The 25,996-nt window shown below is 71.9% G+C and carries 28 protein-coding genes; 9 read left to right on the top strand and 19 right to left on the bottom strand.

The features are described 5' to 3' along the window. Window position 1: 1 nt before the first annotated feature. The 3 genes from ACWEOE_RS26770 to ACWEOE_RS26760 are packed head-to-tail and all read right to left on the bottom strand — an operon-like array spanning window position 2 to window position 3,425. Complete coding sequence (locus ACWEOE_RS26770; RefSeq protein ID WP_452013744.1) at window positions 2-961, bottom strand: phytoene/squalene synthase family protein; 960 nt, start codon at window positions 959-961, stop codon at window positions 2-4. Further along, window positions 958-2,334: a phytoene desaturase family protein gene (gene crtI, locus ACWEOE_RS26765; protein WP_452013742.1), complete on the bottom strand. Its 1,377-nt coding sequence runs from the start codon at window positions 2,332-2,334 to the stop codon at window positions 958-960. Before crtI ends, ACWEOE_RS26770 begins: the two co-directional genes overlap by 4 nt. After that, on the bottom strand, window positions 2,331-3,425 hold the full coding sequence (locus ACWEOE_RS26760) for a polyprenyl synthetase family protein (protein ID WP_452013740.1): 1,095 nt from the start codon (window positions 3,423-3,425) through the stop codon (window positions 2,331-2,333). The genes crtI and ACWEOE_RS26760 overlap by 4 nt, the downstream gene beginning before the upstream one ends. A gap of 83 nt (window positions 3,426-3,508) precedes the next feature. On the opposite strand from ACWEOE_RS26760, the gene ACWEOE_RS26755 reads away from it, so the two are divergent. The 4 genes from ACWEOE_RS26755 (at window position 3,509) to ACWEOE_RS26740 (ending at window position 7,159) form a co-directional block, all read left to right on the top strand. Continuing rightward, window positions 3,509-4,522, top strand: coding sequence for a DUF5914 domain-containing protein (locus ACWEOE_RS26755; protein WP_452013738.1), 1,014 nt, complete (start codon window positions 3,509-3,511; stop codon window positions 4,520-4,522). A gap of 177 nt (window positions 4,523-4,699) precedes the next feature. Further along, complete coding sequence (locus ACWEOE_RS26750) at window positions 4,700-5,689, top strand: YihY/virulence factor BrkB family protein (RefSeq protein ID WP_452013736.1); 990 nt, start codon at window positions 4,700-4,702, stop codon at window positions 5,687-5,689. A gap of 128 nt (window positions 5,690-5,817) precedes the next feature. Next, entirely contained in the window at window positions 5,818-5,985 is a 168-nt protein-coding gene (locus tag ACWEOE_RS26745) for a hypothetical protein (protein ID WP_452013734.1), read from the top strand. A gap of 37 nt (window positions 5,986-6,022) precedes the next feature. After that, window positions 6,023-7,159, top strand: a complete 1,137-nt coding sequence (locus tag ACWEOE_RS26740) for an NUDIX domain-containing protein (RefSeq protein ID WP_452013732.1) — start codon at window positions 6,023-6,025, stop codon at window positions 7,157-7,159. Window positions 7,160-7,253: 94 nt separating this feature from the next. On the opposite strand, the gene ACWEOE_RS26735 is transcribed toward ACWEOE_RS26740, so the two are convergent. After that, window positions 7,254-7,859, bottom strand: a complete 606-nt coding sequence (locus ACWEOE_RS26735; RefSeq protein ID WP_452013730.1) for an HSP18 transcriptional regulator — start codon at window positions 7,857-7,859, stop codon at window positions 7,254-7,256. Between the two features lie 104 nt (window positions 7,860-7,963). Between ACWEOE_RS26735 and ACWEOE_RS26730 the strand changes: the two genes are divergently transcribed. From ACWEOE_RS26730 to ACWEOE_RS26710, 5 genes are all read left to right on the top strand, one after another. Continuing rightward, on the top strand, window positions 7,964-8,404 hold the full coding sequence (locus ACWEOE_RS26730; RefSeq protein WP_452013728.1) for an Hsp20/alpha crystallin family protein: 441 nt from the start codon (window positions 7,964-7,966) through the stop codon (window positions 8,402-8,404). 109 nt (window positions 8,405-8,513) lie between these two features. After that, on the top strand, window positions 8,514-8,942 hold the full coding sequence (locus ACWEOE_RS26725; RefSeq protein WP_452013726.1) for a DUF6292 family protein: 429 nt from the start codon (window positions 8,514-8,516) through the stop codon (window positions 8,940-8,942). Beyond that, the gene (locus tag ACWEOE_RS26720; RefSeq protein WP_452013724.1) at window positions 8,939-9,412 is read left to right on the top strand and encodes a hypothetical protein; all 474 of its coding nucleotides are present in this window, start codon (window positions 8,939-8,941) and stop codon (window positions 9,410-9,412) included. The genes ACWEOE_RS26725 and ACWEOE_RS26720 overlap by 4 nt, the downstream gene beginning before the upstream one ends. A 491-nt stretch (window positions 9,413-9,903) precedes the next feature. Beyond that, the gene (locus ACWEOE_RS26715; RefSeq protein ID WP_452013722.1) at window positions 9,904-12,552 is read left to right on the top strand and encodes a bifunctional YncE family protein/alkaline phosphatase family protein; all 2,649 of its coding nucleotides are present in this window, start codon (window positions 9,904-9,906) and stop codon (window positions 12,550-12,552) included. 207 nt (window positions 12,553-12,759) lie between these two features. Continuing rightward, complete coding sequence (locus tag ACWEOE_RS26710) at window positions 12,760-13,989, top strand: PucR family transcriptional regulator (RefSeq protein ID WP_452013720.1); 1,230 nt, start codon at window positions 12,760-12,762, stop codon at window positions 13,987-13,989. 262 nt (window positions 13,990-14,251) lie between these two features. Here ACWEOE_RS26710 and ACWEOE_RS26705 read toward each other — a convergent pair whose 3' ends face one another. The 15 genes from ACWEOE_RS26705 to ACWEOE_RS26635 all read right to left on the bottom strand — a co-directional run bounded on the left by ACWEOE_RS26705 (window position 14,252) and on the right by ACWEOE_RS26635 (window position 25,973). After that, window positions 14,252-14,773: a hypothetical protein gene (locus ACWEOE_RS26705; RefSeq protein WP_452013718.1), complete on the bottom strand. Its 522-nt coding sequence runs from the start codon at window positions 14,771-14,773 to the stop codon at window positions 14,252-14,254. Then, window positions 14,770-15,474, bottom strand: coding sequence for an SHOCT domain-containing protein (locus tag ACWEOE_RS26700; protein WP_452013716.1), 705 nt, complete (start codon window positions 15,472-15,474; stop codon window positions 14,770-14,772). The genes ACWEOE_RS26705 and ACWEOE_RS26700 overlap by 4 nt, the downstream gene beginning before the upstream one ends. Before the next feature lie 431 nt (window positions 15,475-15,905). Continuing rightward, entirely contained in the window at window positions 15,906-16,097 is a 192-nt protein-coding gene (locus ACWEOE_RS26695; RefSeq protein ID WP_452013714.1) for a hypothetical protein, read from the bottom strand. Further along, the gene (locus tag ACWEOE_RS26690; RefSeq protein WP_452013712.1) at window positions 16,094-16,522 is read right to left on the bottom strand and encodes a RidA family protein; all 429 of its coding nucleotides are present in this window, start codon (window positions 16,520-16,522) and stop codon (window positions 16,094-16,096) included. The genes ACWEOE_RS26695 and ACWEOE_RS26690 overlap by 4 nt, the downstream gene beginning before the upstream one ends. Before the next feature lie 188 nt (window positions 16,523-16,710). After that, on the bottom strand, window positions 16,711-18,510 hold the full coding sequence (locus tag ACWEOE_RS26685) for a complex I subunit 5 family protein (RefSeq protein ID WP_452013710.1): 1,800 nt from the start codon (window positions 18,508-18,510) through the stop codon (window positions 16,711-16,713). Between the two features lie 5 nt (window positions 18,511-18,515). Beyond that, entirely contained in the window at window positions 18,516-18,869 is a 354-nt protein-coding gene (locus tag ACWEOE_RS26680; RefSeq protein WP_452013708.1) for a sodium:proton antiporter, read from the bottom strand. Then, window positions 18,866-19,600, bottom strand: a complete 735-nt coding sequence (locus ACWEOE_RS26675; protein WP_452013706.1) for an MnhB domain-containing protein — start codon at window positions 19,598-19,600, stop codon at window positions 18,866-18,868. Before ACWEOE_RS26675 ends, ACWEOE_RS26680 begins: the two co-directional genes overlap by 4 nt. Beyond that, window positions 19,597-19,827 carry a hydrogenase subunit MbhD domain-containing protein gene (locus ACWEOE_RS26670; protein WP_452013704.1) on the bottom strand — a complete coding sequence of 77 codons (231 nt, stop codon included), beginning with the start codon at window positions 19,825-19,827 and terminating at the stop codon, window positions 19,597-19,599. The genes ACWEOE_RS26675 and ACWEOE_RS26670 overlap by 4 nt, the downstream gene beginning before the upstream one ends. Further along, window positions 19,824-20,123 carry a cation:proton antiporter gene (locus ACWEOE_RS26665; RefSeq protein ID WP_452013702.1) on the bottom strand — a complete coding sequence of 100 codons (300 nt, stop codon included), beginning with the start codon at window positions 20,121-20,123 and terminating at the stop codon, window positions 19,824-19,826. Before ACWEOE_RS26665 ends, ACWEOE_RS26670 begins: the two co-directional genes overlap by 4 nt. Then, window positions 20,120-20,374 (bottom strand): hypothetical protein, encoded by a 255-nt coding sequence (locus ACWEOE_RS26660; RefSeq protein ID WP_452013700.1) that lies wholly within the window; start codon window positions 20,372-20,374, stop codon window positions 20,120-20,122. Before ACWEOE_RS26660 ends, ACWEOE_RS26665 begins: the two co-directional genes overlap by 4 nt. After that, window positions 20,371-20,817: a Na+/H+ antiporter subunit E gene (locus ACWEOE_RS26655; protein WP_452013698.1), complete on the bottom strand. Its 447-nt coding sequence runs from the start codon at window positions 20,815-20,817 to the stop codon at window positions 20,371-20,373. The genes ACWEOE_RS26660 and ACWEOE_RS26655 overlap by 4 nt, the downstream gene beginning before the upstream one ends. 29 nt (window positions 20,818-20,846) lie before the next feature. Further along, the gene (locus tag ACWEOE_RS26650) at window positions 20,847-21,908 is read right to left on the bottom strand and encodes an acetate/propionate family kinase (RefSeq protein ID WP_452013696.1); all 1,062 of its coding nucleotides are present in this window, start codon (window positions 21,906-21,908) and stop codon (window positions 20,847-20,849) included. After that, a complete protein-coding gene (locus tag ACWEOE_RS26645) occupies window positions 21,905-24,193 on the bottom strand; it encodes a phosphoketolase family protein (protein WP_452013694.1) in 2,289 nt (762 codons plus the stop codon). The genes ACWEOE_RS26650 and ACWEOE_RS26645 overlap by 4 nt, the downstream gene beginning before the upstream one ends. A gap of 19 nt (window positions 24,194-24,212) precedes the next feature. Then, a complete protein-coding gene (locus ACWEOE_RS26640) occupies window positions 24,213-24,812 on the bottom strand; it encodes a flavodoxin family protein (RefSeq protein ID WP_452013692.1) in 600 nt (199 codons plus the stop codon). Window positions 24,813-24,836: 24 nt separating this feature from the next. Continuing rightward, window positions 24,837-25,973 (bottom strand): glutathione-independent formaldehyde dehydrogenase, encoded by a 1,137-nt coding sequence (locus tag ACWEOE_RS26635; RefSeq protein ID WP_452013690.1) that lies wholly within the window; start codon window positions 25,971-25,973, stop codon window positions 24,837-24,839. Between the last annotated feature and the right edge of the window lie 23 nt (window positions 25,974-25,996).

Here is a 25,996-nt window from a genome sequence, read left to right as displayed (position 1 = left end):
ATCACGCCCCCCTCGGCGGAACCGGTGCCGGGTTGCGCAGCTGCAGCCACTGGGCCCGGCCGAGCGCACCGGCCGCGACGACCAGCCGGCGCGCTCGCGGGACCACGGCCCGGCGGCCGAACACGTTGTACCCGGCCCGCTCGATGCGTCCCAGGATCTCCGCGTAGAGCCGGAACGCGGTGGCCACGCAGGCGCGGGACACCGGGTGCACCATCGCGATCCCGGGGCGCGCCTGCTCGTAGAGAGTCCGGGTGATGGCGACCTGGGCGGCGAGCGCGTCGCGTACCCGCCGGTCGGCGGCGCCGTGTTCGGCGCACCAGCCCAGCCGGTCGCGATCCACCCCGAACGCGGCGAGCTCGTCGGCCGGGAGGTACACCCGGTCGCGGGCGAGGTCTTCGGCGACGTCGCGCAGGAAGTTCGTCAGCTGGAACGCCTTGCCCAGCGCCGCGGCGTGCGGGGCCGCCTCGTCGCGGCCGGTGACGGTGCCGAGCACAGGCAACATCTGCAGCCCGATGACTTCCGCCGAGCCGTGCACGTAGTCGTCGAGCGCCGACCGGCGTGGGTAGTCGGTCACGGTGAGGTCCATCCGCATCGACCGGAAGAAGGCGCGGAAGTGCCGGCCCGCGATGGCGTAGCGCGCGGACGTGTCGACGACGGAGGCGAGCAGCGGATCGTCGCTGTGACCGTCGGCGAGGGCCGCGAAGAACCGCCGCTCGATCGCCTCGAGTTCGGCGGCGATCGTGGCCGCGGTGGCCCCCGGGGCCGGCTCGTCGACGATGTCGTCGAGCCACCGGGCGAAGCCGTACAGAGCGTGCACGGCCGGGCGCTGCGGCGGGGACAGCAACCTGGTCGCGAGGAAGTAGGTACGGCCGCGGCGCGCGTTCAGCGTCCGGCACCGCCGGTAGGCCGATCGCAGGGCCGGGTCGTGGATGCCGGCGGCGTCGAGTTCCTTGCGGGTCATCGAGGGTCCTCCGTTCCGAAGCTGGGGTCCGGCCCGGTGATCCGGTCGGCGGCCGGCCGCCCGGACAGCAGCACGGTCGGGACCCCGACGCCGGGTACCGTCCCGGCGCCGCCCGGCACCACGTCTTCCGCGCCACGGGGCAGGTTCCGCGGCCGGAACGGTCCGGTTCGGCCGAACGAGTGCGCGTAGCTGAACGGCGTGCCCGCCACCATGCCGCGGGCGGCCCAGTCCGGGGGGCTGATCACGTGCCAGACCTCCGCATCGAGTCCGGGGAGCAGCCGTTGGCGAACTTCGTCGAGCAGGGCCGCCGCGGCGGGTTCGGCTTCCCGGCTCCAGTCGATCGGGCCGCGGTCGAGGTTCGGTGCCGGCGCGAGGATGGAGAACAGGTGGCGGCCCGCGGGAGCGAGGTTCGGGTCGCTCGGGGTCGGCCGGGTGACGAGCACGGACGGATCGCTCATCTGCCGTCCGTCGGTGATCAGTTCACCGAACGTCGAGGCCCAGGCGTGGCTGAAGGAGAGGGTGTGGTGCCCGGTGTCGGGCCAGTGGCCGGCGGCGCCCGCGTGCACGGACGGGGCGGGACGGAGTCGTCGCGGGGTGCGGCGCAGCAGCCGGTAGCTCCCGGGCAGCTCGCCGGTGAGAACGACGGCGTCGCAGGGAATCCGGTCGCCGGAGGCGGTCAGCACCGCCGGGACCCGGCTGCCGCTTCGTTCCAGGACCTCGGCCCGGTCGCCGTACCGGAACCGCACACCGGCCGCCGCGGCGAGTGCCCGGGGGACCGCGGCCATCCCGCCTTCGGGGAAGTGGACGCCGCCGACGGTGTCCACGTAAGGGATCACGGCGTACCGGGCCAGCGCCCGCATCGGTGATTCGCCCGCGTAGAGCGCCTGGAAGGTGAACACGCGGCGCAGCGGCGAATCGATGTTCGACTCGATGAACCGGTCGAACTCGGCCCGGTAGAGCCGCGTGAACCACCTCCGCAACCGGCGATATCCGGCGGCCTCGGCCGACCCGGCGAAGGCACGCACCGCCTCGGCCATCGCTTCGGCGCCGGAATGCACCGGCAACCGGCCGGCATCGGCGAAACAGACGGTGTAGGCGGGATCCAGCCGCCGCAGCGGCGGGTACTCGGCCAGACCGGCGCCGGCCGCGGCGAAGGTGTCCCGCACGATTTCGGGCCTGGTCAGCACGGTGGGCCCGGCGTCGGGGTGGTAACCGTCGAGCTCCACCCGGCCGACGCGCCCGCGCGGGCCGGGGCCGCGTTCGACGACGGTGACGCGCCGGCCGCGCCCGGCCAGGTGCAAAGCGGCCGACAGCCCCGCCAGGCCGGCGCCGACGACGGCGATCCCGTCGGTCCGGCCCGGCACTGTCCTCACTGGACCCGGTCCGTGCAGCGGGCCGCGAGCACGGCGAGGCTTTCGGTCATCCGGCTCGGCAGGTCCGCACCGTCGATCGCGTCGAGGGCTTTCCCCACCTGCGTGTCGATCAGCTTCTCCAGCTGGTCCGGCGCGCCCGACGCCACGATGGCTTCGCTCAGTTCGGCCACGGCTTCGTCGTCCACGGCCTCGCGGTGGAGCAGCCGCTGCAGTTCTCGCCGCAGGGCGGTGTCGGCCATCGCGAGCGCGAGCGCGACGACACTCGATGCTTTCCGGTCGCGCAGGTCCTGGCCCGCGGGCTTGCCGGTCACGGCCGGGTCGCCGAAGACGCCCAGCACATCGTCGCGGAACTGGAAGGCTTCCCCGACCAGTGCGCCGTAATCGCCGAGCGCTCGGAAGGCTCGCGCGTCGCAGCCGGCCAGCGCGGCACCGAGCTCAAGCGGCCGCCGGACGGTGTAGTTGCCGGACTTGCGGCGGAGCACGTCCAGGACCGACTCCCAGCTGGGCAGGTTGCGGGCGTCGTTCACCAGGTCGGCGAGCTGCCCGGTGGCCAGTTCCGAGCGCATGGCGTCGTAGTGCGGCCAGCCGCGCGCCAGCGTTGCGGCCGGGAGCCCGCTTTCGCGCAGCATCTGCTCGGACCAGACCAGGAACAGGTCGCCGGACAGGATCGCCGCGGACTCGCCGAACCGGGCCGGCGAACCGCTCCAGCCCTGGTCGCGGTGCCAGCGGGCGAACCGGGTGTGCAGGGCCGGCCTGCCGCGGCGCAGGTCCGAGCCGTCCATGACGTCGTCCTGGGCCAGGGCGAAGCAGTGCAGCAGCTCGAGGCTGGCCACCGCGCGCACCGCGGCGTCGTCCTCCGGCGCGCCGCAGCACCACCCCACGTAGGCGAACATCGGCCGCAGGAACTTGCCGCCGCGGACGAACTCCGGCAGGGCCGTGCCGGCGAGCGCCCCTTCACCCCGACCACCGAACTGCTCGGCACAGCGGGCGCCGACGAACTCGTCGACGTGGGTGAAAAGTTCCCCGCCGAGCGCGGTCAGCCAGTCGCCGCGACCGGTCGACGGGGTGAGGCCCTCTGTCGTCGTCGCCATCCGGTTCCTTCCCGTTGCCCACTTGGCTCGTCCGCCGGAGACTCGAGGGGGTTACCCCGCATCGGACCGGGTAAGCCCCTCGAGTGACCTTCGAAGAGCGACTCGGCCGGCGGTGGCCGGCGGACTGGCCGATCCAGCCGTTCGGTGAACCGCGGTGGGCCCGGCAGCGGCCGACCTACGGCGACTGCGACCCGGCCGTCATCGAGGCCGCCGTCAAACGGGCCCAGGGCCGGCCGTCCGGGAACTGGTACGTGCTGGCAGCCAGCCGCGAGGTCGGGCGGGACCGGCCCTTCGGCCGGAGCATTGGCGGGCAGGAGCTGGTCGCGTGGCGCACGCGGTCCGGCGACCTGCGGGTCGGTCCCGGGGCGTGCCCGCACCTGGGCGCGCCGTTGGCCGTGGCCTGCGTCGACCGCGACGAGCTGGTGTGCCGCTGGCACGGCCTGCGGGTCGGCGGCCGGCGGGCGGGCTGGTCGCCAGTCCCGTGCTTCGACGACGGGGTGCTGGTGTGGGCGCGGCTGGACGGGCTCGGCGGCGAACGCCCGACCACGGAACCCGCCGTGCCGGCTCGTCCCGCGCGCGACGGCAGCGTGGCCGCCGTCGCGACCGTGACCGGCGTCTGCGAGCCGGCCGACATCGTCGCGAACCGCCTTGATCCCTGGCACGGCGCGTGGTTCCACCCGTACTCGTTCGCGCGGCTCAAGGTGCTCGACGCACCCGCGGGTACGCACGTCGCCGAAGCGGACGACCGCTTCCTCGTCGAGGTGACCTTCCGGCTGGCGGGGCGGTGGGGAGTACCGGTGGTCGCCGAATTCGGTTGCCCCGGCCCGCGCACCGTGGTGATGCGCATCGTCGAGGGGGAGGGCAGCGGCAGCGTGGTCGAAACCCACGCCACCCCGCTGGGCACCGGGGCCGACGGGCGTCCCCGGACCTCGGTGATCGAAGCGGTCGTCGCGGTGTCCGAGCGTGCCGGTTTCGAGGTCGCGCGCAAGGCCGCGGGGGCGCTCCGGCCGCTGATCCGCCGGACCGCGGCGCGACTGTGGCGGGATGATCTCGCTTACGCCGAGCGCCGCTACCAGGTGCGGACGGCCGCTCGCTGACGCGCCGGCGAGCACGTCGGCCGAGACTCATCGGCACCGTCCTCGCGCAACGCGCACGTTGCAGGGCGGCTACCCGGCGGGCGTTGCGTGCGACACCGGCGACGAGCGTGATCGCACCGGTGAACGCGGTTTGGCCGGTCGGTGGACGGGTATGTCCGCGGCGGCCGAAATGAGGTGGTGGCGGTGGGCACACAGCGCACGGAACCGGAAAGACCGACGAATCTGTCGCGCGGCTCGTGGCGCGGGGTGCTCAAACGCACGGTGCGGCAGTTCGGCAAGGACAACGTCACCGACTGGGCCGCCGCACTCACGTACTACGGCGTGCTGTCCATCTTCCCGGGCCTCGTGGTGCTGATCTCGGTGCTCGGCCTGCTCGGACCGAGCGCCACGCAGACCGTGGTCGACAACGTCAACCAGATCGTGCCGGGGCAAGCCCGGCAGATCATCGTGGGCGCGATTCGCGAGCTGTCCGGTTCCCGCGGGTTCGCCGGACCGCTCGCGGTGATCGGGTTGCTCGGGGCGTTGTGGTCGGCATCGGGCTACCTCGGCGCCTTCATGCGCGCGGGCAACGCGATCTACGGCATGCCCGAAGGCCGGCCACTGTGGAAGGTCGTCCCGCTGCGCGTGGCGCTGACGATCGGCGTCGTGGTGGTCCTGGTGGTCTGCGCGCTCGGAGTCGTGGCGACGGGAACCGTCGCGCGGCGGCTGGGTGAGCTGCTCGGGGTGGGCTCGACCGGAGTCCTGGTGTGGGAGATCGCGAAGTGGCCGGTGATCGCGGTGCTCGTCAGCCTCGTGTTCGCGGTGCTCTACTGGGCCGGACCCAACGTGCGGCAGCCGAGCTTCCGGTGGCTCACGCCGGGCGGGCTGGTCGCCGTCGTGCTGTGGGTGCTCGCCTCGGCGGGCTTCGCGCTCTACGTGGCCAATTTCGGTTCGTACAACAAGACGTACGGGTCGCTCGCCGGGGTCATCGTGTTCCTGGTGTGGCTGTGGATCTCCAACATCGCCCTGCTGCTCGGTGCCGAGCTGGACGCCGAGCTGGCCCGCGCCCGCCGGCTCGAGGCAGGCGGCGAGGGTGGTGAAGCCGAGCCGTTCCTGCCGCCGCGCGACACCGCGGCGATGGACGCCGGCGAAGCGGACGCGGTGGCCGGCGAGGCCACGCGCGAATGAGCGCGGCCCTCGTTCCCCAGGAGCGTTCCGTGGGCTCGCCTCGTTTGGACGGGCGCGAGCGTGGTATTCGCTGTGTCCGGCGCCGGCAGCCATCGGCCGGCGAGGCGTTCACGTTCGTGGAGGAAACCGTGAGCACACCCGAAATCGACCCGGTCACCGCGGAAAGCATGCAAGAAGACGCCGACTTCGGTGAGGAACACACCGAACCGACCTTCCGCGACCAAGTACCGGAGCCGTCGGGCACGACGACGGAGGACGAGGGCCGCAGTGATCACGGCGGAATGGACCCGCGGTAAGGGGTGAGCACGCCGGCCGGACGGGAGTTGAAGCGCTGTGAATCGCCGTGAAGGCGCCGAGGCACGACGTGGTGGCCTGGATTTCGTGCTGTCCCTGACCCAGGACCAGGCAGCCGCACTGGGAACCGACGCGGCGGAGCTGGCAGGGGAGCTGGAGACGGTCCTGGTGGGGCTGGCCGCGCTGCGGACGGGCAGTGCCGCCGAGTGCCCGGGTGAAGCCGGGCTGGCGTGGGATGAGCGCTTGCTGCAGGACGTGTGCCGACTGCTGGCCCATCTCGACGGTGTGCGTTGCGCCGGCATCCGGGCGCACGCGCGCGACGGCGGGTCGGCTCGCCGGCTGGCCGCGGCCATGGGTGTGCCCCTGACCACCGCGCAGCGTCGGCGGGACGACCTCGGGGAGCCGGGGCCGGCCGAATTGTGGGCGACCGGAACCCGCAGCGAGATGAGCCACGCGGGCTCGCAGGTGCCGGACACGATGCGCTCGTGGTCGACGCCGTGGCCGGGGTACATCCCGGTCGACATCACCCCGGCGGAACTCGTGGGCGCCGGACTGGAACGCAGCGTGCGCGCGGGGTGGGCCGATCCCCACGCGACACCGAGCGACGTGCCGGACTGGGCTGACCGGCAGGCTGCCGCCCTGGTGCCGTACCGGCTCGACGAGCGGCGCCGGCCGCTGAACCCCACCGGCCGCACCGGAAGGACGGGCCGGCACCTCGGAAAATGGGGCGAGAACCAGGCCGTGGACCCGATCGTCGTGGCCGGGGCCGGCGGGGCGGCACCACAGGTGCTGCTCATCCTGCGTGAGGACAGCGCGGAGTGGGCCATCCCCGGCGGCATGGTCGACCCGGGCGAGACCGCGGCGCGTGCGCTGGTCCGCGAGCTGCGCGAAGAAACCGGCGTGGACCTCGCCGGGATGGATCCGGAGATCCTGATGCGGACCTACGTGGAGGACTGGCGGAACACCGATCACGCCTGGGCATCGAGCACGGTGGCGCTCTACCGGATCGAGGAACCGGTCCCAGCCACCGCGGGTGATGACGCGGCCGCGGCTCGGTGGTGTCCGTTCGCCGACCTGGACGGCCTCGCGGCAGCCATCGAGGGTGGGGGAGGGAAGCTGTACGAAGGGCACCGGCCGCTGCTGACGGCCGCTCTGGAGCACCTCCGCGACGCTTGATGTGCCTGGGTGCAGGCCTCGGGCCACCACAGGTCCCGACAGCGGAACCCGCGAGCACGGTCGTACCCGTTTTCCTTCCTCGTTCCGGCTTTCGTCAGCCGTGGGTCCGGCGGCGCCGGTCGGAGATCGCGTCGTCGCGCACGCGGCCGGTCTCCTCGCCGAGCTCGCCGACGCGCGCCGCCAGCTCCGCGTGGCCGGCCGCCAGGTGCCGCCGCGTCTCCCCGAGGGGGGCCAGCAAGGCCGACGCGTCGTCCTCCGCCAGGGCTCTCGCCACGCCGGCCGCGGCGCGCCGGCCCGCTGCCGACATCCCTTCCGCGGCGGTGACGTGCGCGGCCAGCTGGCGCAAGGATGCCGCGTTGCCGCGAGCCCACTCGGACACCGCGCGCTCCCCGGCACGCCGGTCGCGCTGCGCGTCGATGCGCTCCTCGCCGGTGGTCTCCCCGGTGGACGAAGGCTGCATGCGCAGGTAACGCCGTTCGGCGGCCTGCCGGCTTGTGACGCCCAGTGCCGGCGCAAGCGCGGCCCAGCTCACTCCGGCCGCACGAGCGGCGGTGATCAGCTCCGGCTCCCACTCGTTCAGCGCCGCCCGCAACGCGTGCAGCGCGCCGAGAGCGGCGAGCAGCCCGTCACCGTCGGTGCGACCGGAGCGCGCGGCGGCGAGGGCCCCGTTGACCAGCGCCAAGGCGTCGACTTCGTCCATGTTGTCAACCTTTCGATGACCCATCACTTGTCAACGTTCCGATGACATGCTAGAACAGATCTGCGCGTTGACAACCCCGAAAACGACCTCAGGAGGTGGAGCCGATGTTGATGCGCACCGACCCGTTCCGCGAGTTCGACCGGTTCACGCAGCAGCTGCTGGGCAGCGCTTCGCCGGGCACGTGGTCCCGGCCTGCCGCGATGCCGATGGACGCCTTCCGCGCCGGCGACGAGTTCGTGGCCTGTTTCGACCTCCCCGGCGTCGACCCCGACGCGATCGAGCTGGAGGTGGAGCGCAACGTGCTGACCGTCAAGGCCGAGCGGCGCCCGCTGCCCACCGGCGACGACGCACGGATGCAGGTCTCCGAGCGGCCCTATGGCGTGTTCTCCCGCCAGCTGCTGCTCGGCGACGGCCTCGACACCACGAAGATCTCCGCGGGGTACGAGGCCGGCGTGCTGACGGTGCGGATCCCCGTCGCCGCGACCGCGCAACCACGCCGCATCACCGTGACCGCCGGCGCCGACCGCAAGGAGATCACGACCTGAACCCGTGCCGGACGCACCGCTGACACCGGCAGGGCCGGGCCGCACGGCCCGGCCCTGCCGGCTCGGTCACTCGTTTCCCGGAGACTCGGAGAGAAAGGAACTGGCTGTCGTGACCGCATCGCTGGACATCCCGACCGGCCACCACCCCGCCGCCCCCGCGCTGATGACCTACCTGCGTGCCGTGACCGCCGAGCTCGGCATCGGTCTCGAGTCCTGCACGCTCGACCACGCGGCGCCCTTGTCGGCCTACCTTGCGCTCGACCACCGCCACCCGGCCTATCCGGACCGCGATTTCGCCTTGCTGTGGGACGAGGAACGCGGCTGGGCCGCCGCTGTCGAAACCCATTCGGGCGAAGACCTCATCGTCGTGCGGTACCTCGGCGGAACGGCCGTGGCGCCGCCGCCGGCCGACGTGGTGCGGTTCGTCGCCGCCGTGCTCGCCGACGACCACACGCTCGGCACACCCGACCCGGTGCGGCTGCGTCGCGCGGGCCACGCCGACGAACTTGCCGCGCTGCTCGACGGGAGCGCACGGTGACGTCCGCGCTGCCCCAAAGTTTCGCACTGCCCGAAAGCTTCGCTCTGACGCTGCGCGGCTACGACCGCGAGCAGGTCGACGACCGGCTCGCGGAGCTGCACGAGGAACTGCGCCTGATCGCCGTCGATCGCGACGCCGCGCAGTCGCAGGCCGAGGTGCTCGCCGACCGGCTGGCGCAGGCTCGCGCCGAGATCTCCGTGCTGCGCAGGCAGATCGACCGGCTGTGCCGCGCTCCCGGCGACCCCACCGTGGTCGGCGACAAGGTGAGCCGTCTGCTCGCCCTCGCACACGCGGAAGCCGACGACGTCGTCCTCGCAGCTCGACGGCGGGCGGCCGCGCTGCGGGCCGAGGCGGACGCGGCGCTGCGGCGGACCGAGGCGCAGTTGCGGGCCGTCGATGCAGTGCTCGCGGAGGCGGCGTCCGTGCTCGACGAGGAACCCCGCGAAGCGCCGCACACCGTCGCCGCTTGAGTGTCCGATGTGGACTTCGGGTGCGCAATTTCAGAGCCGATCGGAAAAGTCCCTCACCGCACTGGGTAATCGGGGGGTTAACCGGGTAATCTGTGAGTTAAGTGGTGGGCTGTGGGGCGGCTACCGGGCAGCTGTCGAGCAACTGGCGGACGGAGTAACGGTAACCGCCGCCAGAACCACTTCGCACCCTCCAGTGTGGACACCGCAGGCCTCGACGATTTGACCGTATTGCTGGGTTTGTCGGCCTTGGGGGTGGCCGGCACTCGTCTGAACCTGTTGCGGTGGTGGACCGTGGCCTCGCCGTAACCAGCCGGTCATCCCTTCACTGTGCGAGAGCAATCGCGCTTTCGGCACCGCGCCGTCTTGGAGTTGTTGAATCCCTTTCCGGAGCTCCCTCCGAGAATTTTCTTTCCGCGAAAGGAACGACGGTGCAAGTTCAAAGACGACGATCTCCCGCTGCGCGCAAGCGCTGGACGATCGCTGGCTCTGCCGTGGCGCTGCTCACAGTCGGCGGCGTCGCGTCCGCCGCGGTGGCCGACGTCCCGGCCAACCCGTTCGGCACGAACATGCTCGGCCAGCACGTCGACGGGCGGATCCTGACGTCGGACAACCGCTGGATTTCCCCGTTCGGGGCGCGGGCGGCCACGTTCTCCGCGCAGTCGATCGGGAGCGCCATCAGCCCGGATGGGGCCAAGGTCGCGGTGCAGACCGGCGGCGACAACTCCGGTAAGCCGTCGATCACCATCCTCGACGCCGCGACCGGTTCCGTGCTGCAGACGTTCGGTGGCACCGGCGTCGCGGCGCCGGTGTACTCACCCGACGGCTCGGCGCTGTACGCCGCCACGACGTCCACCGTCCTGAAGTACGCGGTCGGTCCGGACGGCTTGATCACCAACCCGGCCGCGCCGGCGAAGCTCACGCTGCCGGGCGGTTCGCTGCCCTACTGGCTGGCCCTGTCGGCCGACGGCGCGAAGCTCTACCTCGCGCTGAGCGGCAGCAACAAGCTCGGCGTGGTCGACACGGCCACGAACACGCTCACGGCCCAGGTGGCGGTGGGTAACGGGCCGCAGGCCGTCGCGATCGTCGGCGGCAAGGCGTTCGTGTCCAACCGGGGCGGCCGTACCGCCGTCGCCGGTGACACGACCAACAAGTCCGACGGCACGAACATCGTGTCCGACCCCGTGACCGGTGCGTCGACGACGGGCACGGTCTCGGTCGTGGACCTCGGGACCAACGCCGTGGTCGACACCGTCGACGTCGGTCTGCAGCCGACGTCGCTGACCCAGCACGACGGCTCCGTGTTCGTGACCAACACCAACAGCGACACCGTCTCGGTCATCGACGCGGCCACGCACAAGGTGACGCAGACCATCGACGTCGAGCCGCTGCCCGGCATCCGGGTCGGCGCGTACCCGAACTCGATCGCCTTCACCGACGCGAAGCACATGCTGGTGCGCGTCGGCCGCGACAACGCGATCGCGCAGTTCGAGTACGACGGCCCCCGCGCGCCGGCGAAGTACCAGGGCCTGATCCCGACCGACTGGTACCCCAACGAGGTGCAGTTCGACGCCAAGCTGGGCAGGGTCGTCGTCAGCAACCAGCAGGGCATCGGCACCGACGGCGCCCCGCAGAGCTACGCCTACAAGGGCACGCTGACCTCGTTCGCCATGCCCGAGGCCGCGCAGCTAGCCGACACCACCCGGCAGGTGTTCAGCAACAACGGCTGGGACCACTCGCGGCAGGGTGAGAACGGGCAGGTGCCCGGCAACGGCCGGGGCACGCTGACGGCGATTCCGCGTCAGCGGGGTCAGTCGTCGCCCATCAAGCACGTGTTCATGATCATCAAGGAGAACCGGACCTACGACCAGATCCTCGGCGATCTGGGCAAGGGCAACGGCGACCCGACGCGGACCAACTTCGGCGCGGCCGTCACGCCGAACGAGCACAGCCTGGCGAACACGTTCACGACGTTCGACAACTTCTACGACAACGGCATGCTCTCGGCCGACGGGCACAACTGGCTGACGCAGGCCGAGCCCAACGACTACCTGGCGCAGAACGCGGCCAGCGCGTGGGCACGCAGCTACCCCTACAACGCGCGCGACGCGCTGGCCTACCAGCGCGACGGGTTCATCTGGGACGCCGCCGCTCGCGCCGGCAAGTCGGCCCGCAACTACGGCGAGTACGAGGCCATCGCCAGCGGGAAGGCCGGCTCATGGCAGCAGTACTACGCGGACTCGCAGATCCTCGAAGGCAAGGCCACCGGTGACCTGCCCGTGGCGATGGACGCGTACAAGTCGTACTCCGACGTGCCGTCGAACAACGCCATCAGCAACCCCGACTTCCCGCAATTCAACCTCGCCATTCCCGACCAGTACAAGGTCGACGTGTGGGAGCAGGACTTCAAGAAGGCCGAGCAGACCGGTGACCTGCCGGCGCTGACGACCATGTCGCTGCCCAACGACCACACCGGCGGACCCGCGACCCCGCGGGCCCAGGTCGCCGACAACGACCTGGCCGTCGGCCGGATGATCTCCGACATCTCACACAGCCGGTTCTGGAAGGACTCGGCCGTGTTCGTGTTCGAGGACGACACCCAGGCCGGCACCGACCACGTCGACGGGCACCGCGCGCCGTTCTTCATCGCCAGCCCCTACGCCAAGCGCGGCGTCGTGAACAGCGAGTACTTCACGCAGGTCAACGCGGTGAAGACGGTCGAGCAGATCCTCGGGATGCAGCCGATGAACCAGGAGGACCGCGCCGCGACACCGATGTTCAGCGCGTTCACCGACAAGCCCGACTTCACGCCCTACACCACGGCGCCCAACCAGATCCCGCTCACCGAAGGCGTGAGCAACCTGATCCCGGTCACGCCGGCGTCGGCTCAGGCGAGGGCGGCCCCGGTCGTTCCCGCCGCCCAACAGCAGACGGCCGCCGCCTGGGCCCAGTGGCACCACGACGACGCGCTGCCGAAGCTGACCGGCGCCCACGCTCAGGTCGACGGGGTGAACCAGCCGCAGCTGAGCCGCTACGACTGGTACACCTCCACCGGGTGGACCAAGCCGTTCCCGGGCGAGAACAGGATCCTGCGGCCTGACGAGGTTCCCAGCCGCTTCCTGTTCAGCGACGACAACCAGTAATCACCCTGCTTGCACAGTCGGCCGGGGCCTGTTCTGGGCCCCGGCCGACCGTTCTGCGCAGTGTGCCTGACGTCTCGTCTCGCGAGGCGGCGCCCGAAGCGGCCGCGCGAGACGATCGACGCCGGCAACGAGGAAGGGATCGAACGTACCGTGGGCAGTGCTTGGGGAGAGGCGGACGATCCGGTTCCCGCGACGGGATCCGAGGAGGTGCCTCCGGCGCATCCCGAGCTCTCCCGGCTGGCGAACCGCCTGGCCGGTCGGGCCGATCCGCTGGCGCGGCGGCTGGCCGGCGTGTTCCGCGAAGAGATCCCGTTCTACCGGCCGGAGCAGCAGTTGCTGAATTCGCTGCGCGTCAACCTGCGTAACGTCTTCCTCGCGCTCGGCAGCGGTCGTCCGCCGGAGACGGGCGCGGCCTACGCCGCGGGCCAGGCCCGGGCCCGGGCGGACGTCCCGCTGGCCGCGGTTTTGCAGGCGAGCCTGGTGAGCATGCGCTTCATCTGGCAGGCCCTGGTGGACGAGAACCGCGCCGCCCCCACCGTGCCGGACGGCGAGCTCCTCGAGGCGGGATCGGCCGTGTGGCAGGTCGTGCACCAAATCACCCAGGAGACGATCAAGGGCTACCGCGAACAGCAGACGTCCCGAATCCTCGCGCGTGAGCACGACCGCTCGGACATGCTGCGGGCCCTGCTGGAGGGCAGGCTGTCTGGGCCGATCACCCCGCGGGAAGCGGCCGACATCCTCGGTCTCGGGATCCAGGGGAACTACGTGGTGGTCGCCGCGGGGCTGGCTCAGCTCGGCCGGCGCAGCCTGCCCGGGATCGACGCGACGCTGGCTTCGCGTGGGATCCGGTCGGCGTGGCTGGTCATGCCCGAAGCGCAGGTCGGCATCGTGGCCGTACCGGACGAAACCCACCGGCGCGACCTGGTCGACGCGCTGCGCGCCGAGGCGACCGGCCCGATCGGGGTCTCACCGCTCTTCGACGATCCGGCCGCGGCCGCGCTCGGCTTGCGGCTCGCCAACGTAGCCCTCGCCGCCACCCTCCGGGAACGGGGGCTGGTCACCGTCTTCGACGACGAGGCGTTCGCGGTGACCGCCGTCGCGGCCGCCCCGGTCACGGGCCGGGCGGCCGACCGGGTCCTCGCCGGCCTCGATGGAGCGCGGGCCGAGGAACAGGAGCTGCTCCTGCGCACCTTCCTGGCCTGGGTCGCCCACGACGGCCAAGTCGCGCAGACGGCCGAGGAGCTGTCCTGCCACGCCAACACGGTCCGGCGCCGGCTGCACCGGTTCGAGAGCTACACTGGCAAGAGCCTCGCCAAGCCGCGTGATCTCGCGGAACTCTGCCTCGCCGTCGAGGTCCGCATCCGGCGCGCTCCCGACGCCGGCGGCCGGGCTCATCCGGTGACGCCGGCGGTTCCCGTGGACCGCCTCACCGGATGAGGAGTCCTGGCGGCGGCAGGCGTGCCTGGACAACCGCGGCGGGCGATCCGCGCGGCCGGTCGACCGACCGGAAACCCGTGGTCAAGGCGGGAGGTGGTGCGCGGCCCGCATCGACCACCGCATCGACCACCGAGTCGCCCCGGCCCTGCGCTCGGGGGGGCAGCTGCTGGTGACCGTGGTCCGGCCGGCTCCACCGTCACCGGCGTCTGTCGTGCGCACTCCCGTGTTTCCGAGCCCCGCGGTCGGCCGGACGGACCGGGGATCAGGTCGCGTGCAGGTGCACGAGGACGAAGTTCTTGAGCAGGATCATCACGATCCCGAGCAAGGCCCCGACGCTCGTCAGCGCGAGCAGCGACCATCCTGAGAGGCGCGCCTCCCGCCCGGCCGACCAGGCGTGCCACACGAGCAACACGACGGCCGCGACGAGCCCGGCGTTGGCCGCGGCCACGATCGAGGCGCCGGCCAGGCGCGCCAGCAGCGTCACCACCAGCGGCCCGAACGACGCGCTCACCATCGGCCACGTCGCGGCGAGCTCGGCGCGAATCCGGCGGCGCCCCGGGAGTTTCCCGTCGGCCACGTGTTCGCCGAGCAGCTCCGCGTACTCCTCGGCGATCCAGTACACGAGCAGCGTGACCACCACCGCGACGGTGAGCGCGGCGGTGGGCAGCTGGCTGCCCGCGGCCGTCAGGATCGCGGCGGTCACGATCGCGCCGTAGATGCCGGCCGCGCGGCGCCTGCCTGCGCGCCCGGCCGGGTGCGCCGGACCTTCGTCCTGGTCCGTCACCCGGCGAGCAGCTTCGACTTGGCCTGTTGGTACTCGCCTTCGGTGAGGTCGCCGCTCTTTCGGAGGTCGGCCAGCCGCTCCAGCTCACCGACCTGACCGGGTCCACGGTCCGATGGCGCCGGCTCTCGCGCCACGTCCTGCACGTAGGAGCGGAAGGCCTGCTCCTGGCGCTGTGCGCGATCCTGCGCGCGCTCACCCATGCCCCGGCCGCGGGCGATGAGATACACGAAGATACCGAGGAACGGCAGGATGCAGACGAAGATCGTCCACCCCGCCTTGGCCCAACCGTTGAGGTCATCGTCTCGGAAGATGTCCGCGATCACGCGGAACAGGAGCATGAACCACAAGATCCAGAGGAAGAACCACAACATGGTCCAGAAAAGGTTGAGCAGGGGATAGCTCGACACCGGATGCCTCCGATCTTCAGTCCGCGCGGCAGCGGTACCGATGCCGCCGAAAACCACGCTCGACCGGCCGGGGCGGCCGGCGCACCACCTGGAATGGATGAGGAGTACCGGCCGACCGGCACGCCGGTGATCGGCCACCCGGGCGAGTACCGGTCGGCCCGGTGCGGCGCGGCCGGGGAGACGCAGCGATGGACGTGGTCGGGCCCGGCGCCGGACAGCTTGCCGCTCACGCTCTGCGCGTCGCCGCCCCGGCGCGTGGCTCCCGGCCACCACCGCCGCCTGCAGGAATCGCATCGTCCGTTCCGTTCCCGCCGGGACGACCGTCGGTCTGACGGGGCAATCCGGAGTGCGCGGTGGCGCACACGCGGACCCGCGGCGTCGGGCCCTCGCGGTGGTAGGGCGTTCGGCGCAACGGGCTGGTCGCTTCGGCGGGTCGGCGTTTCCCGAGGTACTCGGTGACCGCCGGTGGTGGTCCGGACCGGGATGGCGACCCGGGCACCGAAGAGTGCCCGTTCGGACACCTTGATCATCTCGCCGGGAGATCAACCTCGGTGCGGGCCGGATCGGTGCCGGCGAGAAACGGGTGGGAACTGTCGTGGAGTTTCGTCGTGCGCAGAGGCGTCTGTCGTGACCGCACGGCCGTCGGTGTCGGCCCGGGGCAGGGACTTCGCGGTGTTGCGCCAGCGTGTCTCCGAAGCCGGCCTGCTGCGGAAGCGGCCCGGTTACTACGCCGTCCTGCTGAGCGCGACCACGTCGAGGATGACCGGGACGGTGGTGCGGCGGGCGGTGCCGACGCCGAAGACGCCGTTGCCACCGGCGACGAGGTCGTTGATGACCGGGCATGAGGTGGACCTCGGCTGGCCGGCGTGGCAGAGCTGGATGCCGGTGACGGTGCTGAGCGGCGGCCGAAGCCTCACGTCTCGCTGCGAAACGCGATGGCCTGGATTTCGATCCGCAACCGCGGGTCGGTCGCGAGCCGGGTGACTTCGACCGAAGTGCTGGTGGGCACGTGGCCGCCGAACCATTCGGTTTGCAAACGATTGACGACGTCCTGGTCGCGATCGACGTCGGTGAAGAACCGGATGAGGTTGACGACGTCGGTGCGCTCGCACCCGGCCGAGGCGAGTGTGCGGTCGAGGTTCGCCAGGAGCAGCGCCATCTGCTCCGCCGCGCCGGTCGGCACGGCATCGAACACCTCGGGCACGTGGGGATGGTCGTGGTACGGCGGCGCCGCGGTGAGCCCGGAGAGGAAGACGAACCCGCCGCGACCTGGCCGGATCGCGGGGACGTAGGGACTTCGGACCGCCGGGTCATGGCCTTCGTGATGTACAACGTTCAACACGGTGTGTCACCGGACCCTTCCAAGTCGTTACCTGGCGCGCTGGACTGCAAACGTTAGCATCTCCCACCGGATTTGAGCTTGCACGATTTCGGGCGCCGGTCGCGGGGGCGAGCAGTGGTTCGAACCCAGGGTTGGCAGTGCATTCACTTCGCAACCCGCGAGAGTGAGCCAGCCGGCACCACCCTCGTTCACCACCAGGTGAGGACACCGAGGGCGGTGACCCCGACCAGCAGCCAGGCCACGTAGTCGCCGACGTGGCCGGAGTGGCCGCGGTGCAGGATGCGGACCGCGGCGGTGGCCGGGCCGGGCCACGACGGCGTTCGCCGGGGCCACAGGGCCGCGGCGGTCAACCCGGCCGTCAGCAGGAGCGTCAGCCCGGCGAACGCCAGGCCGGGCCCGCTCCACGCGACCGTGACCGGCGGGGGCGGCGGTCCGGCGCCCACCGCGGGCAGGACGTCGTGCAGGTAGCCGCCGCGGTCGTACTCTTGGCGCCCGGCCGTGGCGGCGATGTCGTGGAACCACGGCACGACACCCACGGCCAGCGCGCCGGTCAGCAGGAGGCCGACCGCGGCGGTCATGGTGAGCGGGGTGCGGCCGAGGGGAGCACTCGTCTCGGGTTCTTCGTCGCTGCCGGTGGTCTTGTCCGCGGAGTTGTCGGCGGGAGGCGGGCCCAGTCCGAAGTAGACACGCAGGCCGGCGCGCAGGATCGCGGCCGCGGTCACCGCCGAGGCGCCCACGAACACGGCCACCAGCCAGCCGAGCCCGGCGTGGTCGAGGGCGTGTTCGGTGACGTCCTTGCCGAACGCCACGCCGAACGGAGGCAGCCCGGCCAGGACCAGGGCGGCGAGCACGAAAAGGGCTCCTTCGAGACGGGAATGGGTCGCCCGGCCGTGGAGTTCGTCCTCGTCGACGCTGCCGTAGCGGTCCATGAGCACTCCGACCAGCAGGAACAGGGCGGCTTTCGCGCCGGCGTGCCCGGCGACCGCGAGGAGGAACCCGGCGCTCGCCTCGCCGTCCTGGGCGGCCAGGCCGCACAGGAACATGCCGGTGTGCGCGATGGTGGAGTACGCCAACATGCGTTTGAGGTGCCGCTGGGTGAAGCACAGCACGGCGCCGAGCACGGCCCCCGCGACGCCGATCACCAGCAGCACGCGCGTCACCGTGCTGTCGTCGAGCACGCCGCCGAAGACGGTGCGGCGTACGCGCAGGACGCCGTAGACGCCGGCCTCGACCATCACGCCGGAGAACAGCACGCACACCGGGGTCGGCGCGACCGCGTGGGCGTCGGCGAGCCAGAAGTGGAACGGCACCGCCGCGCCCTTGACGAGCAAACCGGTGCACACCAGCACGAACGCCACGATCACCAGCGCGTCGGCCGGGCGGCCGTCGAGCGCGACGCCCAGCTGCGCCAGGCCCAGCTGTCCGCCGCGGGCGTAGAGCAGGCCGATGCCCATCAGCGTGAAGTACGCGCCCAGCGAATTGACCGCGCCGAAGTTCAGCGCGCCCTGCACCGAATCGGCCTCCTCGATCCGGTAGCCCGTGAGCGCGTAGGCGACGCCGCTCATCAATTCGAAGAAGACGAACAGGGTGAACAGATCGCCGGTCAGCAGGAACCCCAGCAAGCCGGTGAGGAACAGCAGCATCATCGCGTGGTAGCGGGCTTCGACCGCGTCGAAGTAGTGCCAGCTGTAGAGCAGCGCGCAGGTGGTCAGGAAAGCCGCGATCAGCGCGAGCGTCGTGCCGAGACCGTCGGCGGTGAACACGATGCCCAGCGAACGCGTGCCGCTCGGTCGGTATCCGCCCAGCCAGGTGAGGACCCGGCCGTGCTGCACGGCGACCAGCAGCACCGCGAGAAGCGCGGTGACCCCGGCGGCCGCGGCGGTGGCGACGACGTCGACCGCGGTCCGGGGCAGCCTGGTGCCGAGGCCGAGCAGCAGGCACGCGACCAGCAGGGGCAGCGCGACGGCGAGGGCGGGCAGTGCGGCCACGGTGCTCAGCCGCGCAGCGCGCGCAGCTCGTCGGGGTCGACGGTGCCGTGGCGTTTCGAGATCTGGATGGTCAGCGCCAGCAGCAGCGCGGTGATCGTCGCCGACACCACGATGTCGGTCAGCGTCATCGCCTGCACCATCGGGTCGACGACCGGCTGGCGCTGCCCCTGGGTGACGATCGGCGCGCCCGCTCCACGCTGATAACCGATCCCGAGCAGGAGCACGTAGGTCCCGGACTGGGCGACCGACAGCGACACGACGGTGTGCACCAGGTGCCGGCTGCGCACGATCCCCGTGCAACCGAGCAGCAGCAGCCAGCCCGCCACGCCGTAGCAGGCCATCGTGACCACGCCGGTCACGAAGCGCGCTCCGGGACGAGACCCTGGTCGAGGAACCGCGCCAGGAGCACGACCAGTCCCGCTGCGACCTCGATCCCGACCAGCACGCTCAGCACCGGTACCGTGCCTGCCGACAGCAGGGAGCCGAATTCGCCCAATGGCAGGACCCCGGCGAGGAACGACCCGCCCACGACGAGCCCGGCGAGGCCGGTCACGACGTAGAGCCCGGTGGCCGCGGCCTCGGCGATCTCGAGCCGGCCGAGGGGGCGCAGGCGGACCAGCGCCGGGTAACTGCCCGAGATGTAGAGCAGGTGCCAGCCCGTGGCGAGCACGACCCCGCCCTGGAAGCCGCCACCGGGTGTCAGGTGGCCGTGCACCACGATGTCGAGGCCGAGCAGGAGCGTGACGGGCAGCAGCAGGTAGCCGGCCAGCTTCACGACCGGCAGGACGTACCCCTGCTGCGGCTCGATCCGGCGCTGTTCGGATTTCGACGGCTCCAGCAGCGAAAGCGCGCCGATCACGGCGGCCGCGACGATCGTCTCCTCGCCGAGGGTGTCCAGCGCCCGCAGGTCGAAGTTGATCGAGGACACCAGGTTCGGTGTGCCGCGCGCGAACCCCGCGGGCAGCACCAGATCGCGGTAGACGTGGCCGGCGTCGCCGACCACCGGCATCCGCAGGAACGCCGTCACGAGCAGGATCGCGACGCCGAGCCCGCCCGCCGCGCAGAGCCAGGTGCGCGTCCGCGGGTTCATCGCACTTTCCGCAGCGTCAGCAGCACCAGCAGCGGCACCACCGCCGAGCCGACGGCGAGCTCGGACAAGGCGACGTCCGGGGCTTGCAGCACCACGAACAGCAGCGTGAGGCACAGGCCGAACACCGAGAGCGTGATGGCTTGGCGCCGCGGGTTCGCCGTCGCCACCACGGCGAACCCGGCGACGGCGACGAACGCCAGCGCGACCAGCAGCACCACGGTCGTCACGACGGCAGGTCCTCGTCGAGCACGCCGTCGCGCCGCGCGACGGCCCGGCCGGTGCCCGACTGCAGGACCGGACCGGTGACGGCCAGCAGCGCGACGGTCAGCAGGATCGCGCCCGAGCCGAGGTTCCAGCCGTTGGCCAGCGCCAGCCCGGCGCCGACGAGTGGGGCCCCGGCCGTGGTCACGGGGGAGAGCAGGTGCAACCGCGCCGGCACGGTCCGGGCCCGCAGCATGCCGATGGCGCACAGCAGCACCACCGCGACCCCGGCGAACACGAGCACGACGGCGACGGTGGTCATCGGGTCGTCCCGAGCAGGCGGATGAACACGAGCGTTCCGGCGAATGCCAGCACGGTCAGGGTGAGGGGCAGGATGATCGCGCTGCTCGGGCCGTAGGCCTGAACCAGCAGGAGCAGGGTGAGCACGGTGACCGCGCCGGCGAGTTCGAGCCCGGCCAGCCGCTCGATCGCGCCACCGCGCGCGGCCAGCCACAACGCCGGCCCGAGGCCGCCCGCCATCAGCACGACGGCCGCGACCAGCCACACCGTCACCGCCGCACCTCCCGCAGCAGCGGCGAGTCCTCGTCGAGCATCCGGTGGACGACCAGACGCCGCTCGCCCGGCGGCGTCGCGACGACCATGGTCCCCGGGGTGCTGCCCACGACCGCGGCCGCGACGGCGAGCCGGGCTTCGTGCACGTTCTCGGATTCCGCGGGCAGCTCGACGTCGTCGAACCGGCCGTCGGGACGGCGGCGCAGGATCCACCCGGTTTCGCGCACGGTGGCGAGGGGGACGTGCCGCAGCCAGCCGGCCCAGGCGAGGCGAGGTCGCCACGCGCCGCCCATCGCGCGGCGGCCGGCCCGGGCCGCGAGCGCGCAGATCAGCCCCGCGACCACCGCGGCGACGAGCTCGGGCAGCGACGGGGTCGACAGCGTGAGCACCCACAGGCCGGTCAGCCCGAGCCACCACACGAGGACTTCCACGGTCGCGCGCACAGCGGACGAGTACCCCGGCGGCGAAGTGATCAACCCACGCCGGCGGCCGCCCTGGTCAGCTCCAGTTCCTCGCGCGAGCGGACGGTGAGCACGGGCACGGCCGCGTCCGGATCGCTGATCACGGCGTCCTCCTCGCGAACTCGGCTGAGGCCGCCGGAAACGCCGAGCACCCCGAGCCCGGCGGCGACGGCCTCGGCCACCTCGGGCTGGTCCCAGCCGATGTCGCCGGTGAACACGAGCGCGTCGACCCGGTCCAGGCTCGCGGCCATCGCCGCCAGTTCACGACGGACGCGGTGCCCGAACACGGCGAGGGCGAACCGGGCCTCGACATCGCCGGCGTGGACCAGGTCCCGTGTGTCGTCGGACGTGCCGGACAGGCCGAGGAGCCCGGAGTGGTGGTAGAGGCCGTCCTCCAGTTCGTCGACGGTCAGCTTGCCCTCGCGCAGCAACCACAGCAGCAGGCCGGGATCGACCGTGCCCGACCGCTTCGCCATCATCGTGCCCTCCAGTGGGGTGAATCCCATGGAGGTGTCGACGCTGCGCCCACCCGACACCGCGCAGACGGAACACCCGCCGGACAGGTGCGCGACGAGCAGCTGCAGATCGGCGACGGGCCGGTGCAGCAGAGCGGCGGCCCGCCGGACCGCCCAGCCGAAGGACAGGCCGTGGAAGCCGTAGCGGCGCAGGTCCCAGCGGGCTCGCCAGCGCTGCGGCAGCGGGTAGGTCCGGGCGATGGCGGGGAGCGTGCGGTGGAACGCGGTGTCCGGGCAGACGACGTGCCGCGCGTCGGGCAGCAGCCGGGTCAGCCGGTCGAGCAGGGCCTCGGTCTTCGGCACGTGCTCGGGGGCGAGGGAGCGGGCCGTGGCGATCGCGGCGCGCACCTTCGGGGTGACCACGGCGGGCTCCACGACGTCCGGGCCGCCGTGCACGAGCCGGTACGCGACCGTGTCGACGGCCCGACACTTGTCCACAAAGGACTCGATCTCCGCGTCCACGGTGCTCGTGGTGGCGTCGAGGACCTCTTCGGTCACCGAGTCCACCAGGTGCAGCCGCAGGCTGGCGGAACCCGGGTTGACCGTCAGCACGTTCATCGCGGCCACCGCCAGCCGGTGATCTCGGGCGGGTCCTCGCCGTCGCGGTAAGCGCTCGTCAGCGCGGCGTCGCGCTCACGGCGGAACCGGCGGGCCAGGTCGCCGCCGGCCGAGGACCAGCCGCGGGCGCGGGTGGCGGCGTCGGCGGCGAGGTCGTGGCGGGTCATCCGGTTGCTCGCGAGCAGGTCGAACGGTGTGGTGGTCGTGCCTTCCTCGAGGTAGCCGTGCACGTGGAAGCGCTGGGCTCCCGGCCGCCCGTGCAGGACCTCGTGCACCGCCGACGGGTACCCGTGGAAGGCGAAGACCACCGGCACGTCGTGACCGAAACACTCGGTGAAGGCTTCCTCGGACAGGCCGTGGGGGTGGCGGTCCGGCGGGCACAGCGAGAGCAGGTCGACGATGTTGACCACCCGCACCCGCAGCTCCGGGGCGGCTTCGCGGAGCAGGTCGGTCGCGGCCAGCGTCTCGACGGTCGGGGTCGTCCCGGCGCACGCGAGCACGACGTCGGCCTCGCCCTCGTGGCTCGCCCACGGCCACACCGCGGCTCCCGCGCGGCAGTGCGCCCGGGCTTCGGCGGGCGAGAGCCACACCGGCCCGCTCTGCTTGCCCGCGACGACGACGTTGATCAGGTCGGTGGAGGACAGGCAGCGGTGCAGGGTTTCCAACAGGGTGTTGGCGTCCGGTGGGAAGTAGATCCTGGTGGTGTCGGCCTTCTTGGTGAGCATCTGGTTGATGAACCCGGGGCCCTGGTGGCTGTAGCCGTTGTGTTCCTGGCGCCAGCCGTCGCTGGTGAGCAGGTAGTTCAGGCTCGCCACGGGGGCGCGCCACGCGACCTCGCCCGACATCTTGAGGAACTTGGCGTACTGGTTCACCATGCTGTCCACAATGGACACGAAGGCTTCGTAGCAGGGGAACAGGCCGTGGCGGCCGGTGAGCAGGTAACCCTGCAGCCAGCCCTGGCACAGGTGTTCCGACAGCACTTCGAGCACGCGGCCGCGGCCGGCGAGGTGCTCGGTGTGGCCGGGGACGTCGCGGTCGAACTGCCGGGCGGTGACGTCCAGCAGCGCGCCGAGGTTGTTGGAGTCCAGCTCGTCCGGGCACACGACCCGGAACGTGTCGGGGGCGTTGCGGACCACCTCGGCGAGCCACGCGCCGGCCACCGCGGTCGGGCCGGCGTCGACCACACCTCGCCCGGTCACGGCGACGGCGTGGTCCTCGACGGCGGGCAGCGGCAGGTCGCGCCGCAGGAGCCCGCCGTTGGCCTGCGGGACGCGCCCGAGCCGCAGCGCCGGCTCCGGCGGCACGGTGAGCAGGTCGGACGCGGGCACGCCATCGGCGTCGAACAGCTCTTCCGGCCGGTAGGAGCGCAGCCAGCTCTCCAGCTCGGCCAGCTGTGCCGGGTCGCGTGCCGCGCCGGGCAGCGGGACCTGGTGGGCGTGGAAGGTGCCCTCCAGCGGTGTGCCGTCAGGGCTGGTGGCGGGCAGGCCGAGACCTTTGGTGTTGCGCAGCACGATCATCGGGGGCGGGCCGGTGTGCCGGGCGTGCGCCTCGTTCAGCGCGTCCGCGAGCGGGACGCCGGGGTCGTCGACGCCGCGGACGTCGACCAGCAGGGGAGTCCAGCCGCAGCCGGTGAAGTAGGCGGTGAGCTCGTCGTCCGACATCGCTTCGTAGATCGTCGGTGAGGCGATCTTGTAGCCGTTGAGGTGCAGGATCGGCAGCACGCGACCGTCGCCGGGGCCGGTGAACTTCGGGCTGTGCCACGAAGCCGCCGTCGGTCCGGTCTCGGCTTCCCCGTCGCCGACGACGCAGGCCACCATCAGGCCGGGGTCGTCGAAGGCGGCGCCGAACGCCGTGGCCAGGGCGTAGCCGAGCTCACCGCCCTCGTGGATCACGCCGGGCACCTCGGGGGAGAGGTGGCTGGGGAACCCACCCGGCCACGAGAACCGCCGGACGAGCTCGGTGAGCCCGGATCCGTCGAGCGCCAGCTTGTCGTCGTACTCGGCGTGGGTGCCTTCGAGCCACAGGTTGGCGTGGATCGCGGGGGCGCCGTGGCCGGGCCCGGTGACCAGCAGCGTGCGCTGGCCGGTCTCGGCGACCAGCCGGTTCAGGCCGGCGTAGACCAGTGTGAGGCCGGGGCAGGTGCCCCAGTGCCCGAGCGGGCGCGGTTTGAGGTGCTCGGGCCGCAGCGGGTCCGTGAGCAACACGTTGTCCTTGAGGTGGATCATCGCCGCGGCGAGGTAGTCGCAGGCCCGGCGGTAGCGGCGCAGTGTGTCGGCGGTGGCCACGACGGTTCCTTCCCTCGGGTCAGGCGGCGGGGTACTGGTCCTTGCCCAGCAGCGTCGCCAGGTGCACGGCGTTGCGGACCAGGGTCGCGTTGGTCGAGGCGACGGCTTCCGGAGTTTCCGGGAGGTCGTTGTAGTCGCCGCCCTTCATCGCTTCGCCGTTCCAGTACGTGGCGCCCTGGGCCGGGACGCTGAAGCCGATGTCGTCGAGCGCCTGGAACAGGTCGGCGATGATCTTGTGCGCGCCGTCCTCGTTGCCGACCACCGCGGCGACGGCCACCTTGCCGTACATCGCGGGCCGCCCCTCACCGTCCGTTTCGGACAGTGCGGCGTCGAGGCGTTCGAGTACCCGCTGGGCGACGCTGGACATGTGCCCGACCCACGTCGGGGTGGCGATCAGCAGGATGTCGGCGTCGCCGATCTTGCGGCGCAGCTCCGGCCACGCGTCGCCGTCGCCCAGGTCGGCCTCGACACCGGGTTTCACGTCGTGGTCGACCACGCGGACAAGCTCACCGGTGGCGCCGCGTTCGGCGAACAGGTCCAGCAGCTGCCTCGCGATGAGGTCGCTGCTGGAGGTGGCGGGCGACGGTTTGAGCGTGCACACCAGGGCGAGAACGCGCATGGGAAATCCTTTCGGCTCGGCGGGTCACGGGCGCAGCAGGACCTTCGTCCAGCCGTCGTCCCGGCGGTCGAACTTCTCGTAGCCCTCGGCGGCCTGGTCCAGGGAAAGCTCGTGCGAGACGAGGAACGAGGGGTTCGCCTTGCCGGTGATGATCAGGTCGCGCAGCTGCCGGTTGTAGCGTTTGACGGGGGCCTGGCCGGTACCCATGTGCTGGCCCTTCATGAAGAAACTGCCGTAGTCCCAAGCGATCCGGCCGTCCTGCGCCTGCTCGGTCGCGGCGCCCGGATCTTCCGGGAGGTACACGCCGACCACGCCGATGCCGCCGGTCGGGCGCACCACCTTCACCAGGTTGTCGAGCACCAGTTCGGGGTGTTCCTGCCCGGTGTGGTCGTGGGCCTGGTAGCCGACGGCCTCGACACCGCAGTCGGTGCCCGCGCCGCCGGTGGCGGCCAGGATCTGCTCGACCGGGTCGGCCTCGGACAGGTCGATCGGGGTCGTGCCGATCTTCTCGGCCATCGCGAGGCGGTCGCGTTCCTTGTCGACGACGTAGACCTCGGACGCGCCGCGGATGACCGCGCTGTGGGCGGCCAGGAGGCCGACCGGGCCGGCGCCGAACACCGCGACGCGGTCACCGGGGCGCATGTTCGCGAGTTCGGTGCCGTGCCAGCCGGTGGGGAAGATGTCCGAGAGCATCGTGAAGTCGTTCTCGTACTCGGTGCCCGGCGGCAGGTCGAGCAGGTTGAAGTCGGCGTAGGGCACCCGCAGGTACTCCGCCTGGCCACCGTCGTAGGGCCCCATGTTGGCGTAACCGTAGGCCGCGCCGACCATGCCCTCGACCGGGTTCACCCGCTCGCAGAACGACGTCCAGCCGGCGCCGCAGTTGCGGCACGTGCCGCAGGCGATGTTGAACGGCACCGAGACGCGGTCGCCCACCTTCACCCGGGTCACGCCGGCGCCGATCTCGGCGACGATCCCCATGTTCTCGTGACCGAGGATCTTGCCCTGTTCGACGTTCGTGCGGCCTTCGTACATGTGCAGGTCGGAACCACAGATGTTCGTCGTGGTGATCCGGACGATCGCGTCGGTCGGCTGGTCGATCTTCGGCTCGGGCACCTCACGCACCTCGACGTCACGCGGTCCCTGGTAGACGACTGCCTTCATGCGGGTCTCTCCGTTTCTCCTCG

This window comes from Amycolatopsis sp. NPDC004368, assembly GCF_053602515.1.
Note: the sequence above shows the minus strand (reverse complement) of the source record. Positions and strands in the feature narration are given on the sequence as shown.

Excerpts from the sequence above, each read along its gene's own strand:
- ACWEOE_RS26640 (WP_452013692.1), bottom strand. The coding sequence starts at position 24,812 with ATGCGCGTTCTCGCCCTGGTGTGCACGCTCAAACCGTCGCCCGCCACC.
- ACWEOE_RS26770 (WP_452013744.1), bottom strand. The coding sequence starts at position 961 with ATGACCCGCAAGGAACTCGACGCCGCCGGCATCCACGACCCGGCCCTG.
- ACWEOE_RS26730 (WP_452013728.1), top strand. The coding sequence starts at position 7,964 with ATGTTGATGCGCACCGACCCGTTCCGCGAGTTCGACCGGTTCACGCAG.
- ACWEOE_RS26735 (WP_452013730.1), bottom strand. The coding sequence starts at position 7,859 with ATGGACGAAGTCGACGCCTTGGCGCTGGTCAACGGGGCCCTCGCCGCC.
- ACWEOE_RS26700 (WP_452013716.1), bottom strand. The coding sequence starts at position 15,474 with ATGCGATTCCTGCAGGCGGCGGTGGTGGCCGGGAGCCACGCGCCGGGG.
- ACWEOE_RS26635 (WP_452013690.1), bottom strand. The coding sequence starts at position 25,973 with ATGAAGGCAGTCGTCTACCAGGGACCGCGTGACGTCGAGGTGCGTGAG.
- ACWEOE_RS26650 (WP_452013696.1), bottom strand. The coding sequence starts at position 21,908 with ATGAACGTGCTGACGGTCAACCCGGGTTCCGCCAGCCTGCGGCTGCAC.
- ACWEOE_RS26665 (WP_452013702.1), bottom strand. The coding sequence starts at position 20,123 with ATGACCACCGTCGCCGTCGTGCTCGTGTTCGCCGGGGTCGCGGTGGTG.
- ACWEOE_RS26760 (WP_452013740.1), bottom strand. The coding sequence starts at position 3,425 with ATGGCGACGACGACAGAGGGCCTCACCCCGTCGACCGGTCGCGGCGAC.
- ACWEOE_RS26675 (WP_452013706.1), bottom strand. The coding sequence starts at position 19,600 with ATGAACCCGCGGACGCGCACCTGGCTCTGCGCGGCGGGCGGGCTCGGC.